Here is a 16,028-nt window from a genome sequence, read left to right as displayed (position 1 = left end):
GCAATATTGCTTTCAGCATTGACCATATATTCTAAAGTATAATGAAAAAATGATTGTTATCTCCTGAGTATCGTAAATTCTGTACGGCGGTTCAGCTTTCGTCCTTCGGGATTATCGCTGCCATCCGCATTTTTATTAGGCGCTACCGGCTTTTGCGCACCATATCCCCTGGCCACCAGTTGCACCGGGTTAATACCTTTTTTAATAATATAATCAATACAACTTTGAGCGCGTGACAGTGACAACTGCAGGTTATACTCGTCTGAACCGATGTTATCGGTATGCCCGGAAATTTCTATAATCATAAGAGTATTCACCTTCAGCATCTGCACCAGTGAATCCAGCGAAGCATGTGAACCCGGGGCCAGGTCTGCTTTACCATATACATAATACACATTACTTAATATCCCATTTACAGGTAGCTCCGGAGCCGGTACATGAATAGTATCCGGTTTACGAGGCTTATCCTCCGTAACAACCGTTGCGGCCACAGGTGGTGAAGGCCATTGCCTGCTTACGGTAAACAATTCTAAACAACAGGCAGCTGCCCGGTCGGATGCAATCCATGCTTCTGTCCATCCCTTTTGCTCCCGGCTGCGAATGGTAAAATATACATCGTCCTTTACAGAGTTTACAGGATAGCCCATATTTACCGGCGCTTCAAAACTGCCCGGCACGCCTTTGCTGCTGTATAAGTCCATCCCGCCCATACCTATATGGCCATTACTGGAAAATACCAGCTCCCCCTCTGATTGGTTATAATAAGGCGCCTGCTCATCATACGCCGTATTCACCTGCTTACCTGCATTTAACGGTGTTCCTATCCTGCCTGTATCATCAATGCTCACATACCAGATATCAAAACCCCCTTCCCCACCCAAACGGTTACTGGAAAAGTATAAAAAACGTCCATCCGGTGTGATAAAAGGCTGTCGTGCGCTATACCCTTGCACGTTCACCTGCCCCAACAATGGAACAGGGCTGCTCCACTGCCCGTTAACTTTACGACTGTTGTAGATGGCGGTTCCGGCTTTATCCTGCCTGCTCCAGGCAGTAAAATATATACTGTTACCATCAGCGCTTACCGTAGCAGGCCCTTGCTCTGTAGCACTACCAGGTGCTGCCATCCACGGTTGAAGCTGTTCCGCTTCTGCGCCATTAACCTGCATGGTATATAAACGGTTCTGATGCATACCTCCTGCACTATCGGCAAGCCGGGTGCTGGTAAGCAATAAGGTATTGGCATCCAGCCAGGAAGGGGCATAAAAAGCACCACCACTATTCAGTAAACCGCTTTGCCTGGTAATATGCAACTCTTTTGCTCCTCCCTTTTGCAGTGCCTCCTGCGCAAAATGCAGGCTGGCAAGCTCCCGTTCAGCCATTGCGGCATATTCATCTTTTACTGTATAATTTTTTAAAAACAAAGCAAACATCGAATCAGCCTTGCTATAGTTGCCCATTGCACGCAACTGTTGCGCCCAGCGCAAGGCAGCCAATGGATACGCGCTGCCATATAGCTGATGAACGCTACGGTAAGCATTCTCCGCTTTTTCTGTATACCGCAACTGCCGGTAGCTTTCTGCCAGCATCCATTGCGCTTTCTGCTGATTGCCCGGTTTGCGGTTATGCGCAACCACAGCCGGTTGAGGTGTATAGGGCTCATAGCCAGCCCCTGTACCACCTTTACTATACAGGTACTTCTCGTAATAACCGGCGGCAGAAGCATAGTCTGCCTTTTCGTAATAGTCATCGCCCGCTTTCAGGTAATCATACACAAATTGCGTACGTCCCCAGCTTAATAACAGGCAGCAGCTGCCGGTAAGTAAACCAGCTTTCTTCCAGATCGTTAACATAGTTCAGTTTTATAAACCCGGACAAACAAAGTCCAGCTGAGGTGTAGTAATTTTTTTTCTTCCGATAAAGGATAACGTTATTTCAAAACTATTGGCCTTACCCGCCACTTTCCCCAGGTCAGAACGGTTCACATCATAGCAGGCTCCCAATATCCAGCCTTTATGCGTAAAGCCTATATAGGGCGCTATCGCATCATTCCACCGGTAATGCACACCGCCCATTACAGTGATGTTGTCGCTGGTTTTATATTGCGCGTATACTCCCGTCATCTTTTCAGCCGCATTTCCCTGCCTGCTGTATAATAACTGGGGCAGCAGGCTCCAGGCCTCATCCAGGTTAAAGCGCACACCGCCATGCAATGTATAACGCACAGGTATTTTTGCTTTGGCATCTGAACTAAACTGATCGGACGGGCCGTTCATGTGCGACACAGAAAAACCAGCAAACACATTGGCTTTTTTATCAGGAGTAGCATCAAAATACATGGCACCGGCACCGGCATCAAAAGAACCGGCAGAGGTGCGTGTTAAAGTGGCCGCCGATACGGAGCCGGGATTATATCCCGTAATGGTATTCCACTGGTCGCCAAACGTTAGCTTGGAACGGTCAAAACGGCGCTGCATTAATCCAAACTGAAGCCCCAGGTGCAGACGGTGCATGCCTTCTTTACCAAAACGCACCCCCGTATAAGCCACATTGCCATAAGCGGTGGTATAAGAATAGCCCGCATCTCCTGCCGTTTGCCTTAGCAAACTGACACCGGCATTGATGTTTTTCTCCGTTGTAAATTCGCCGGAAACGCCACTGGTGGTAAAAGGGGTAGCAAGGTTGCCCCACTGGCTGCGATAAATACCCGATACCCGGTAAGCACCATCAAAAGCCCCCGTCAACGCCGGGTTAAGCCACGAAGGATAAATGTAGTACTGCGAAAAATGCGGATCTACCTGGGCATGCAAACGCCCGCAAATCAACACCAGCAGATACATACCTAAACAATATTTTTTTCTCATTTCAGCAGTTTTAGCTTTGATATTATTTGATAATAGTTACCGCTCCGGTTAACGGCCCTTTCTCCGATCCTGTTTGTATCACGTAGTAATAAGTACCTGCGGGAAGCGGCTTTCCGGCAGAGGTGCCATTCCACGGTACTGCATATCCCTGCGATGTATACACCTGTTGCCCGTAACGGTTAAACACAGTGATGCGTGCGCCAGGAGTGGCATCCAGGTAGGGAATTTCCCACACGTCGTGCACCCCGTCACCGTTAGGCGAAAAAGCATTGGGCGGCTCTATCGCACGCAGTAGTTTTATATGCACCGAATCGGTTGCTGTACAATTAAACTCTCCGGTGGCAGTGAGGTAATAGGTAATATCGTCCGTTACTGTTACAGAAGGTTGTAACTCAGTAGTACTGCTTAAGCCGATGGAAGGGTACCATTGAAAAGTATAAGCGCCGGCACTGGACACTGCTGCCAGTTTTACTGCCGCACCTGTTTTTGCCATAATATCATTACCGGCTTCTATCACTGGCTGGCGATATACCACCACCCCTTTCGACCCCGGGAAAGAACGGCAACCTTTACTGCTGGTAACCTGCAACATGGCAGTATAATCACCTGCATTGCGATATACCAATGACACCTCCCCGCCACTGGCCGTGCTGCCATCCCCTAACGACCATTGCCGCTGATTAATAACATCCCCTTCTACCGTACTGGCATCCCTGAACACTACAGGCATACCCTGGCATAATTGTTCCGGCTGCACGGAAAAGGCAACAACAGGGCGATGATTAAAACGGTTTAATAACTGTGTATACGCTGTACTGCAACCATAAGCAGACGTTGCAGTAAGCTCAACAGGATAACTTCCTGCCGCCACATACAAATGGGTTGCGTTCACTTCAGTACTCACAGGAGTACCATCCCCAAAACTCCATTGATAAGACAGCGCACTATTATCTGCTATTGTAGTTTTATTCGTGAACAGTGCTTTGCCACCTGGTAAACATACCGTGTCCGGCAACGCAAACTTTACTTCAGGAACAGGCTGTACCTCCAATATATGCGTAACAGGCACACTTTTACACCCATCTGCATTTACCGCCGTAACAGTTGCATGATACGTTCCATATTGGTCATAAGCATATTCAAAAGAGCTGGCGTCATTACGAACAAATAAATGCCCATCCCCCATATTCCAGTTCCAGGCAGTTACCTCTTCCGCACCTGTTGCCGCCTCTGCTGCAATAGCAACATTCCTCCCTTCACATAGTTTACCGGTATAGGTATAGGCTATTTCAGGTGCTGCTATGGTGGTTACATTTTTATCTGCATCTGCCACGCATCCGTCTGCCGTTACAATACTCAAACGTATGGTGTGACTACCTGCTTTATTCAATACTTTCTTCACCGCTATACCTTTGGTAAGCGCCGTATCATTAAAAGTCCACATCCATTGCTTAATAGTATAAGCATGCTGCTCTACCTCCTCTCCCTGCATATACAGCGTGTCTGTTGCGCAAGGTGTTGGCTGAGCTATTTCAAAAGCAGCTTCCGGCTTCTCCTTCACTACAATGGTAACCTCAAAGTTTTCACTGCCATCACAACGGTCAATTTCCGAGCTGTAACAGGTAACAGGAAGCACATAGGTTCCGGTAGCCGAAAATGAATACACACCCGGCAACCGGTAGCGGTAATACGTACCGGCTTTTACTGCGGTAAGCTCCTGATACACCGGGTTGGTTTGTGTTACATCAGCCGAAGGAGTTAACACAGCAGACAATGCACTCAGCTTCCAGTAAATAGACGAAGGCTGATAAGGCAACATTACCGACACCTCTACCGGCGTACCCGCACAGGTAAACGCATGGCTTTTTACCGATGAATCTGCCTGGTTGTGTATATAGCCATAAGCATTGAGGCTGTTAATATTAGTACCTGCATTGTAACCGTAGCTTTCTTCTGACCCAAGTCCATAAGTAATAGCCGTAAATGCAGAATCACTTTGCACCAGGCATTGCCCCGGCGCATCTGCGGGATAAGCAGCAAAACCCGTCCAGCGGTACACTACTACAGAATAATCTGCCGACTGCGGATGCTTATAGGTATAACGGTTTGCTGCCGGAAGGGAGCTTAACGCCACCCCGTCAATAGTTAAGGAAGACAAACCTGTGCCTCTGTCAGGCACAATCAGCGTGAGATAGTTAAACAAAATACCTTCGCGGTTATTTCTGAAAAAACCGATGTTGTTAATGCCCTGCTCAACCGGGCTTATATAAATCATTTCCGGATCGCCCACACCAGCCCCCATACACGCTGTGCCCCCTGTCATAAACTGGGCCACCATCACAGGCCTGTCGGCTTCTATTATATCTGCCGTATTACTTTCAAAATAATAACACCGGTTGCTGATACCGGTAAGCACTTTGCCATTCCGCTTCACTACCGTATTCACATCATTCACCAGCACCTTATAGGCATTGGTCATAAAATAACTGGCAGCTGTTGAACGTGAGGTGGGCGCTGTAAAGTATTTTTTACCCCATGCCCGTATGGGAAACAACTGCTGATTATCATTATCCCCACCTCCTTTGCCGCAGGAAAAAGGATTACTGGTTCGGCTGCTGCCCGCAAATGCAGCAACCGGGTAACATTCGCCGCTGGCGTTGGCAACAGAACGAATGGTAGTACCCGTCAACTCCAAAGCCGACAGGCCATTAGAAGGGTTAGCCCCCACCATCTGGTATATCTCTCCTTTTTGCAAGGTTACCTGCACCACCTGACCTGCCGCATACCCGCTTCGTGTAGCAACGGAAGGCACAATTTCAATCCTGGTATCATTGTGCTGCGCCACTACATACAGCCATGAGAAGCAATTATTCTGATATACCTGGCCACTGTTAATAGCCACATACGAATACCCCCAGGTTTCTACAGGCAACAACATGGTTGCCCCGGACGACTTTTTACCAAAGGTGTGTGCATAAGCAACAATAGGCACATCACTATGTATATTGATGCCTCTTTCAAAAATGCCCTCACTACCGGTGCCGCCATAGGAAGGCGGTAAAGTAAACAGGCGGCAATCGTAAATGCTGCTGTTCTTAGGCATATACTCCGAAGCAATAACACGGTTGGCAGGAATATGATAACTACGTGTCCAGCTGGTACCATTAATAGACACCGTTACATTCGCCTCCTCTTCCGCACTGAAATACAACACCATTTCCTGGCTATCATCCTGCCCCGGCTCCATAAACTGGTGATGCCCGTAACCGACCCAGAAATCTTTTCCCCGGTTACTCAGGTCCTGTGCATGACCGCTGTTGACCAGCCATGCACAGGCAATACTTAGTATTTTTAAATATCTCTTCATTCAATAACTACCTGATAAGGTTAACCGCACCTTTTTTGGTAACGTGTTTTCCATTGGTTAAAGTAATATCTGCTACATAGATGTACACCCCCGTAGGTTGCAGCTTGCCCTTGAAACTGCCATCCCATCCTTCAGTTACATTGCGGGTTTCAAACACCTTCTCTCCCCACTGGTTAAAAATGAGTAAGCGAATGTGCTGTATCATATTACCATAGATGCGGAAGTACCTTGTTTCAGCAGGCCCGGCACTGTTAGGTGCAAGCGAGTTAGGCGCAAATACCTCTTCCTGCATAGTAGTAGCACTAACCGGTGCAGACTCCGCAGCCGTACAACTTCCTAAAACCCTTACTTTCAATGTGATGGTTTCTCCCAGCGACAAGCCGGTTACCGTATGACTAAGTCCTGTGGCACCTGTGGAAGGTGTGATCCACGTAATGCCATTATCTATACTCACTTCATACCCCGTAGCACCCGTTACAGCCATCCAGCTAAAACGGATAGAATCCTTTCCTGCACCACTTGCTACCACAACAGGCACTTGTAACGAAGGCAGTACATAAGCCATTATTTTGGTTCTGGAAGCACTCAGGCATCCGTTCCAGTTGCTCTCTATCCAATAATATACAGGTGCGGTAACATTTACCAGGGTCCATTCCTCGCCTGTATGCGCCACATTACCAGCCGCTGCGGCATCATACCAGTTATATTCCACACCCGCCACAGGGCTTTCCAGTGTAAAGGTGGCATCATTACCTGTGCACACACCTACCGAATCCGGCACCACTACAGCATCCGGACCAGCCCCTACGGTTACAGGCTTTAACGTATCTGCTATACATCCCACACTATCCGTAACCTGCAGGGTAACATCATAAGCGCCCCTGTCCGCATAATTGTACACAGTATCTTTAGCAGCAGACACGGCACCCGGCAAGCCAAAGTTCCATGCCCAGCCAGCCACACCCACCGTATCAGCTATATTGGACGATCCACTGAATTTCACCTGCTTACCTTCACAGTTATCACTTACTGCAAAATCAACAGTAACCGGCCCCACTACTTTTACAGCAATCAACGTTGTAAGTCTTGAATTACACCCTTCCACATCCGGATGTGTAATATGTACGGGTATTGTATAGTCGCCCGCTTCTGTAAACACATAGTCAGTACCTGTGTTGTATTCATAATAGGTAATGCCATTTACAGTAGTGGTATGGGATGGAACCGGATTACTCTGCACTATATTGTCATTAGGTGTTAACCCGGCAACGGCCTTTAACTCCCACTCCAGCAACACCGGTTGCACAGTTGTTATCAATTGTAAACGCAATGGCGTAGACACACAGGTATAAGTATTCTTTATGTCCGGCAGCGGGTTATGTATGTTAGAGAAACTACCCTGCGCAAGCTGGTTCTTCACTAATGTTCCGGCATTATACCCGTAGGTTTCTTCCACGCCCATACCGTAGGTAATGGCAGTAAACGGCTGCTCACTTTTTACAAAGGTTTGCGCATTTTCAGGATCCCATCTCTTCACTACTACTTTATATCCCGGCATGCCCGGATGATCTGTTACATAATCAACAGTATTACTGCCATCAATTACCAGGGAAGCAACTCCGGCTTCCGGTATAATAAGCGTCAGGTATTGCACGTTAATCTGCTCACGCGCATTGCGGTACAATGCCACTTCCTTAATACCCTGCTCCAGCGGACTCAGGTAAATCATTTCAGGATCGCCATCACCTACATAGGTACAACTGCTGTTAAACATGGTAGGCATAAACTGGGCTACCATCACCGGCTTATCTGCTTCAATATAATCAGGCTGAGACGATGCAAACTGGTAATAAAGATTATCTACCAGATCGGTAAGCACCACGCCATTTCTTTTAACTACGGTAGCCTTATCTTTCACCACCACTTTGTAAATGCTGGTATTAAACAACGCAGCATTAGTAGAAGCCGATGTAGGTGCTGTTAAATAACGGCGTCCCCAGGCACGGTATGGAAAATTCTGTTGTATCAGGTTATCGCCGCCCAGTGTGGGTGATATATTTCCACAACCAATGGTAGTACGACTGCTACCCGAGAACACAGCTACAGGAAAACATCTTCCATTAGCATTGGCCACCGCCTTTATCCTGCTGCCTGTTACATCATATCCTTCACTGGCATTTATTAAAGCACCCATCACCTGGTACACCTGCCCTTTGTTTAACTGCACCGTAAACGTTTCCCCGGCTTTATGGCCGCCTACAGTATTTTTAGCGGGTGTTATTTCCACCACCGTACTGTCGTAAGCCGCTACCACATAAAACCACGAATAAGAACCGCTTGCATAATATTGCTTAGAAGCAAGTGCATAATATTCATAGCCATAAGTACCTTCCGGTAATAACATGGTAGCACCGGAATTGGCCGAACCATAGATATGCGCAAAAGCTGTTACCGGCACATCACTCTCAATTAAAATACCCCTCTCAGAAAGCCCTTCATCCAGCAGGCGTGCATCCCTTATCCCAACTTTGGGTATCAGATCAGAAACAGCTACTGTTCCCGGCGCTACCGTATAACTCTTCTTCCAGTCTGTACCATTCACCTGTATCGTTACATGGGCTTCCTTATCCGCTGCCCCTACATAAATGAGCATTTCCTGGTTGTTTTGCGTACCAAAACTCTGGTTATGACCATATGCCACCCAAAAACGCGTGCCCCGGTTACTGCTGTCAGATGCACTGATCACTACAGGTGGCAGCGTTACTTTCTCATCTTTTAAACCCGTTATCTTATGCAACTCCTGCATACCCGTTGCAGTAATCATTTCCAATGCAGGTGCCACACTGCTGCCCGCCTGCACATCCCATGCACCGGCAGCATTGGTTTTGCCCATACGGATATTCGCAGCACTGGCAATAAGTCCCTGCCATGATGGAATATATACCTGGCGCAGTGCATAGGGGCTATACCCTGAACCATCTACCGTAAAAGCAGTATAGAAATACATGTATTGCTGCCCGCTTACCGTGCCTTCCGGCGCAACACCTGAATACCTTCTTGCCTCTACAGAGGCAGGCACAGTAGCCCCCCAGGTAATAACACTTACCGTATCGGTACCCAAGGTAAACACCTGTGTTGCATTAGCCTGCGGTGTTGCCGGCTGGGCCTTTAACACAACCGGAACAGAAGAAGGCGTAAACTCGTACGCACCTAAATCAGGTACGCCTTCTTCCAATGTTACCGGACGGGTAACATTGTTACCATCCACACTGTTTTCCGGCACCTGCACCCCACGGCCATGTATAGCCCATACCTCCGGCGAGGTAACATCCGGTGCCAGGGTTTCTTCACTGCCAAAAGCAGGTTTATATACCAGCGAATGTATGTCCCACTGCGAGCTGTCGCGCCATTGTGCCAGCGACAATTCAGCCCCCAGGTTACGCACTACAGTATTTTTTCCGGTATAAAAGAGATTATAATCGCTATAGATAAAATAATCACTGGCATTAATCTCCGCCGCTACCTGCCCACCTGTAGCAGAGAAAATGTTATTCTTCATAACAAGCCTGCCGGTATTACTGTAAATATGATTAAACAGTGCGGCTACTGCTTTAACAGAGGCAGAAGTGTTGTGTACGGAGTTATTATAATAGCTTATACTGGTATTCATTTCATTGTAAATACCTAAAGAGCTGTCTGCTGTAGTGCCTACAGAAACGGTGTTATTAGCCACCTTATAGTAGGTATTATTGTAACTAAACAGGCCCGTTACCGTGCTGCTGTTACTATTCATTACAATATGGTTGCCATGCACATACCCCATTGAAAGCTGTGTAGCCTGTGCATTTTTAACCGCAATACCATATGCCCTGGAAGCAGTGTTGGTGATACGGATGGAGTTTTGTTCAATACGACTTAAAGAGTCGCAGTTATCTATTAATAAACCATACACCAGGGGCGACAATACCCCCTGCTTTGTAAGAATGTTATTATTTACCACCAGGTGCGTAATATTAGCTGCATAAACACCCTGCCGGTAATCGTTCGATACCTCATTGGCCGTGATGGCAAACCTGCTGGCTGCATATACCCGGCCAGACAAGTAAATACCGGTGGCCCCGTTGGTGATTGTATTTTTTATCAACCTGTTTTCCGTACCACTTAAATCGGTACCATATATACCAGCCTGGGTAGTGTCAGCACCGGTATAAGCAGGCAGTTGAATGGTACAACCTGTAATACTATCATAAGAAGAAGCAGCTGTTATTACCACACCCCTGATATAAGCAGTGCCCAACGCTGTCAGTTTTATATTCTTAAAGCTGATAAAGCTGGCAGTATCCAGTAACAACACATAGTTTCTGGCAGAGGTACCGGCAAAACTGAGGGTCACGGATGAAGCATTATTATCTGCACTCATAAAGGTTACCGTAGCCGCTGCCGAAGCACCCGGTATTTTAGGTATACGCACCTGCTCGTTATACAAACCGGGCGCCACCAGGAAGCGTACACTCCCTTCAATACCACACTGCATGGCCGCCACCGCATTGGCAAAGCTGGTAAAGTTAGTAGCAGAAGCAGCGATAGTTGCATCAATGGTATAATCACCTGCCATCAGGCCTGCGTTCAGCTGCACCTTCACCGGTGTAGAATAAGCGATACCTGTTCCGCATAATACCACCGCCCTGAAATAAGAGGCGGTGGACGCCAGTTCGTGGGTAAAAGTGGGTTGATATAGAGTATCGGAAATGTCTGTATAAGTAACATTTTCCGCTGCTGCCCTTTGCCAGATATAACGCTGATGGCCACCCGTACTGTTACCGGTTAAGCTCAACAGCACTTTTTGTCCCATACAAATACCGGAAGCAACAGATACCTGCGAAGCACCTGCAACAGGCGGATCGATACAGCCTGGTATCGAAAACTCATAAGCCCCAACATCAGGTGTGGTAGTGCTTCTTACAGCACCTGTAAAATCGACGGTTATGCCAACAGGTGTGCCGGTGTTATCTATATAACCCTGTAAAGGCACAAAATTAGCATCAGCCGCATTGGTATATAGCGGATCCAGGGAAGTAGAATGTGCATCCTGCGTGGTTTCACGCCTCCATTGCGCCAGATCGGCCTTACTGCTGGATGCGTAACCATAGAATGAACCACCCGAAGCACCCTGCACATAAATGTTATTATAGTCAGACACATAAGTGGCCGAGGTGGAATTCACATACACTCCATACCTGTTACCGGTACCCCCACGGGTAATGCTAACAATATTATTTTTAAAATTAATTAATTTAGAAGCGCTTCCTGCAATATATAAGCCATAGGTAGCAGTAGCGCTGGCATTAGACTTGTAATCCAGCGATACCGTATTATGATAAAAGTTTACATTGTTGGCAATGTTCACATACAACCCGTAAGCAATACCCAACCCGTTAAAATTATACAACAGGTTATTGGTAACAACGGCAGGTTGGGCCGTAGCCGTATTGGATGCCACTAAAACGCCATAGGTATCGCCGGTAACAGTGGCTGCCGCATCAAAAGTGTTGTGTATTTTATTACCGTTCACCAGCAGATTATCACTCACATAATACGCATATACACCTATAAAAGAACTTACCCCGCTTCTGCCGGCACGGCTGATGTCATTACCTGCCAGCATTGCATCACGCGTATTTCCTGAAAAAATACCGATATAATAAAAATCCTTTATCACATTGTTTAACACGCGGTTGCCTATTGTTGGCGCAGCGGTTGAACTCATTAAACTGATACCATAATACCCACCGGTAATACTGTTCCCTTCTATTACATTTCCATCACAGCCCGGCGCATTGGCATCGGTAGAGTTGGTAGCCGAAGCACTGATAACGATGCCGCTGTAATTACCGGAACTGCTGCTTACATCCGCCAGGATAGTACAGCCATGAATAGTGTTGCTATCCGAGCCATTCGTTATAAATATACCCCACCCGTAACCCCCTCCTACGGCATCCACCACCAGGCTGTCGAACGTTACATAATCGGCGCCGTTTAGCGCAATCACCCCCCTGTTATAGTTATCGTTCGATGCAAATTGGATGCGATTGCCGTTTCCTTTAAACGTAATGGTATTAATAGCCGATGCGCCTGGTATAGAATCCAGTATCAGCTGCTCGTTATAAGGGCCGCTATTTGCTTTTACCGTAAAAACTACCGGCCCCGAAATGCCGCAGGCAATAGCCGCCTTTGCTTCATTAAAACTGGTGAAATTACCCGAACCTCCTTTGTCTATCACGTAATTGCCACCGGGAAACGCCGGATGCACCAGCAACTTTACAGGTGCCGCATAAGCCGTATTTCCACCACAGCTTACCATTACGCGGTAATACAACGTAGTGGTGGCCTGTATAGCCATTTCCGGTGTTTGCCGCGCAGTGCCAACATTATAATAGCCACTGGTTTCATTGACAGAAGCCTGCCACTGAAATGTTTGCGACACCCCGACAGAACTGTTCACTATATTAAAAGCAACCGGTGCATTCTCACATACTTCCGTAGCCGATGCCAGCACCGTACCTGCTACAGTAGCTGCACTACAGGCGGGTATAGCAAACTCATAAGCGCCCATATCGGGTGTAGTGCTGCTTCGCACATTGCCAGCAATATCGTCCGTTACCAGGCCCGCATATCCTTTATTATCCAAAGCCGCATTGCGCGGTACCAGGTTATTGACAGAGAGGTCGGTAAAAGAGGGATCAACCGAAACAGAATGTGCATCCTGCCCGGTTGCCTGCCAATCGGACAAGGTGCTTCTTGCACTGCCACTGTAGCCAATATTGTTCGCCCCCTTATTGGAATATACATACAAATTATTATAATCACTTTCCACGGCACTGACAGAAGAAGCCAGGAATACAGCATATTTAGCCGTGTTGCTGCTTCTGGTAACAGCAACGTTATTATTCATGAACTGCACCCCCAAAGTAGTGCCATCCAGGTAAAAACCATGCACTGCGTAATTTGTAGATGCCCCATCTATGTGAATAGTGTTATTGTAAAACAACGCATAGTCACTTGAATAATTATAAATACCGTAGGCATCACCGCTATTATTCACCTGGCAAATCAGGTTATTGTACACCCTGTTCTCCAGGTTGCGGTAAGCATCGGCCGACAGGAAGTAAATGCCATAAAAACCGTTGGTGGTAACCGGATTACCCGCAGCAGGGCTAAAGATGCGGTTACGCGATATGGTTAGCCTTGTATTGAGATTGGTTACATAAATACCGAAGAAATAACCAATACCCGTACGTGTAGGGCGGCTGATGCTATTGCTATCTACCAGTATATTAGATGCACCGCTTATATACATACCGCCATAATAAAAATCGCTGAAAGTATTTCTGCGCACAATATTGTTCTGGTTAGCCACATCGGTGTTACCCACCATGGTTAATCCGTAATAGCCGCCCGTTACTGCATTATCCTCAAAAACATTCCCATCACAACTTGCCACCCCTTCTAATGTAGCACTGGTAGGGCTGGAACTTAGCACAATGCCCGCATAAGACGTCAATGAGCCGCCGGGGTTAATAGTGATAGTACATTTACGGAAAGAATTGGAATCGGCATTATTCAGCAGCTGTACACCATACGCCATTAAACTGCCCGTAGCCTGTATTTTCAGGTTGTTGAACTGCACATGATCTGCCCCGTTTAGCTTTACAGTGGCACGCTCGGTGTTCACAGAGGCCGCATACGTAAGGGTATTGCCATTTCCATTAAAGGTAATGGTGTTTACCTGTGATGCGCCCGCTATCTGTGGTATAATCACCTGCTCGTTATACACTGCATTGGCAGAAGCTACGTTAAACACCACAGGCGCATTAAGTGTACCACAGGATAAAGCCGCAACAGCCTCTGTAAATGTTTGATAATTAGTACCGCCTGTAGCTAACGACTGGTTAATAGTAAAAGTTCCACCTGTAATACAACCACCCGGCTGCGCCCGTGCCGTTAATTGACAGAGCACAAACGACAGCAATAGCAGGCCGTACCTGCCGGCAGGTGTAAATTTGCAATTTCTCATACTTGTTTTATAACAGTTAGTTTGTGCGAATACCTGTTGCCTATACGCTGTATAAGCATGGTCAGCCGCATGTCAGTTATTTGGTTTTCAGTAGCTACATATTATATAACAACCTGCAAACACCAGAGTACCAAAAAAAGGTAACCTTTTAATAAAAAGATTTCCGGCACCTGCCAAAAGGCGTAGCACTATATATAATTAAACGAATGAGCAGAGAGATTGTACTCATTCAAACAGCAGATTTATACAAAAACTACAGCTTTACTGCAAACACACCCCCATTCCGGCCTGAACCTGGCTTTATGGCCTTCCTGATGAGTCGGGGAATATTACCCTTAAACTACCAGCACCATTTTTAACCAGTGGTACAGAGTGGTTACGATCCACTTCCTGCAGTTTTTCAAACTGCCGCTTCTACCAAGTTAGCTTCTGTACCTTTTACTACATCTGCGTTTCACTACGCATACTGTAGAGTAGACTGGACTCGAACCAGCATACCCTTCCTTCCAAAGGAAGACGGAGTTACCATTTCCCGACACTACTCTATACATGGGTGACTGGCGGGATTCGAACCCTGAACTCCTGAACCACAATCAGGCGTTTTACCCTTAAACTACCAGCACCATTTTAACCAGTGGTACAGAGTGGTTACGATCCACTTCCTGCAGTTTTTCAAACTGCCGCTTCTACCAAGTTAGCTTCTGTACCTTTTACTACACATGCGTTTCACTACGCATATTGTAGAGTAGACTGGACTCGAACCAGCATACCCTTCCCTCCTAAGGAAGACGGAGTTACCATTTCCCGACACTACTCTAAACAAAAAGCCCCGGTATATCCGGGGCTTTACAATGTTGTTATCTATATAATAAGATCAACTACATAATAAGCCCCTCCCTGTGATAAACGGGAAAAACGGAACATGTGGCATATGTATAAAATGAGTCATAGATATATGATTTACTAAAGTATTATAAATAAAAAACCCCGGATAAACCGGGGCTGTAATATTGTGTCAGTCTGTATTTGAACTACATACACAACAAGCCCCTACCAATGGTAAACGGGAAGTGCGGTATATGTATGTTTGCTTTCATGACACAAAAGTGGAACTAATATTTGAAACAAAAAAATATTTCAAAAAATATATTATAAAAATCAGCTCTCCTCCCAATGTGCTACTGTTATCACTTCCGCCTGCATAGGCAACACTTTTTCTACTAACACGCTATGCAACGCATCATCATAATCAGCACAGGCATCTGACAACACCGTTATAAGATAATCTTTGTCAGCAGCCTCACGCGAAGTAGACAAAACCACTCCACTGGTAGCAACACCTGACAGAATCAGATGCGACACACCCAAAGAGCGCAATACCACTTCCAGATCGCTTCCTGTAAAAGCACTCATTCGTTTTTTAGTAATAATAATATCATTTTCCAGTGGAGCAATCTGTTGGTCAATCTTCATCAACTCTCCCATATCCCCTTGTATTGCCCTGGCCTTACTGGCACCAAACACTTTATTTTGCGTGCTCACCTCTGGCATGCCAGGCCTGAATCCTACAGTAATATATAATACAGGGATATTACGTAAACGGGCCACAGATATGGCTTTTTGCACCCCCTTGATAAGATTGTTGTAATCTGTTACCCTGCCCAGCACCGCTGTTTGCATATCCATTACCAGCAATGCACTGTTTGTATTATTCATAAGAAAT

5 protein-coding genes and 2 tRNA genes are annotated in these 16,028 nt (G+C 46.6%); all 7 read right to left on the bottom strand.

Annotated elements, in window-relative coordinates; translation table 11 throughout:
- Positions 1-56 precede the first annotated feature (56 nt).
- Entirely contained in the window at positions 57-1,853 is a 1,797-nt protein-coding gene (locus FLA_RS04685) for an OmpA family protein (RefSeq protein ID WP_076382381.1), read from the bottom strand.
- A 9-nt stretch (positions 1,854-1,862) separates the two neighbouring features.
- Positions 1,863-2,864 (bottom strand): PorP/SprF family type IX secretion system membrane protein, encoded by a 1,002-nt coding sequence (locus FLA_RS04680; protein ID WP_076382382.1) that lies wholly within the window; start codon positions 2,862-2,864, stop codon positions 1,863-1,865.
- Positions 2,865-2,886: 22 nt separating this feature from the next.
- Positions 2,887-6,231: a PKD domain-containing protein gene (locus FLA_RS04675; protein ID WP_076382383.1), complete on the bottom strand. Its 3,345-nt coding sequence runs from the start codon at positions 6,229-6,231 to the stop codon at positions 2,887-2,889.
- A gap of 7 nt (positions 6,232-6,238) precedes the next feature.
- Positions 6,239-14,305 (bottom strand): right-handed parallel beta-helix repeat-containing protein, encoded by an 8,067-nt coding sequence (locus FLA_RS04670; protein ID WP_076382384.1) that lies wholly within the window; start codon positions 14,303-14,305, stop codon positions 6,239-6,241.
- A 469-nt stretch (positions 14,306-14,774) separates the two neighbouring features.
- Positions 14,775-14,850: transfer RNA gene (locus tag FLA_RS31115), tRNA-Pro, on the bottom strand.
- Positions 14,851-15,046: 196 nt separating this feature from the next.
- Positions 15,047-15,122 (bottom strand) — tRNA-Pro (locus FLA_RS31110).
- Positions 15,123-15,463: 341 nt separating this feature from the next.
- The gene (locus FLA_RS04660; RefSeq protein ID WP_076382449.1) at positions 15,464-16,021 is read right to left on the bottom strand and encodes a cysteine hydrolase family protein; all 558 of its coding nucleotides are present in this window, start codon (positions 16,019-16,021) and stop codon (positions 15,464-15,466) included.
- Between the last annotated feature and the right edge of the window lie 7 nt (positions 16,022-16,028).

The organism is Filimonas lacunae (assembly GCF_002355595.1).
Taxonomy (GTDB): domain Bacteria; phylum Bacteroidota; class Bacteroidia; order Chitinophagales; family Chitinophagaceae; genus Filimonas; species Filimonas lacunae.
The sequence above is the reverse complement of the archived record's forward strand: the minus strand, read 5'-3'. Positions and strand labels throughout refer to the sequence as shown.

What these genes read in the sequence shown, in the direction of transcription:
- FLA_RS04685 (WP_076382381.1), bottom strand. Translation starts at nt 1,853, where the DNA reads ATGTTAACGATCTGGAAGAAAGCTGGTTTACTTACCGGCAGCTGCTGC.
- FLA_RS04680 (WP_076382382.1), bottom strand. Translation starts at nt 2,864, where the DNA reads ATGAGAAAAAAATATTGTTTAGGTATGTATCTGCTGGTGTTGATTTGC.
- FLA_RS04675 (WP_076382383.1), bottom strand. Translation starts at nt 6,231, where the DNA reads ATGAAGAGATATTTAAAAATACTAAGTATTGCCTGTGCATGGCTGGTC.
- FLA_RS04670 (WP_076382384.1), bottom strand. Translation starts at nt 14,305, where the DNA reads ATGAGAAATTGCAAATTTACACCTGCCGGCAGGTACGGCCTGCTATTG.
- FLA_RS04660 (WP_076382449.1), bottom strand. Translation starts at nt 16,021, where the DNA reads ATGAATAATACAAACAGTGCATTGCTGGTAATGGATATGCAAACAGCG.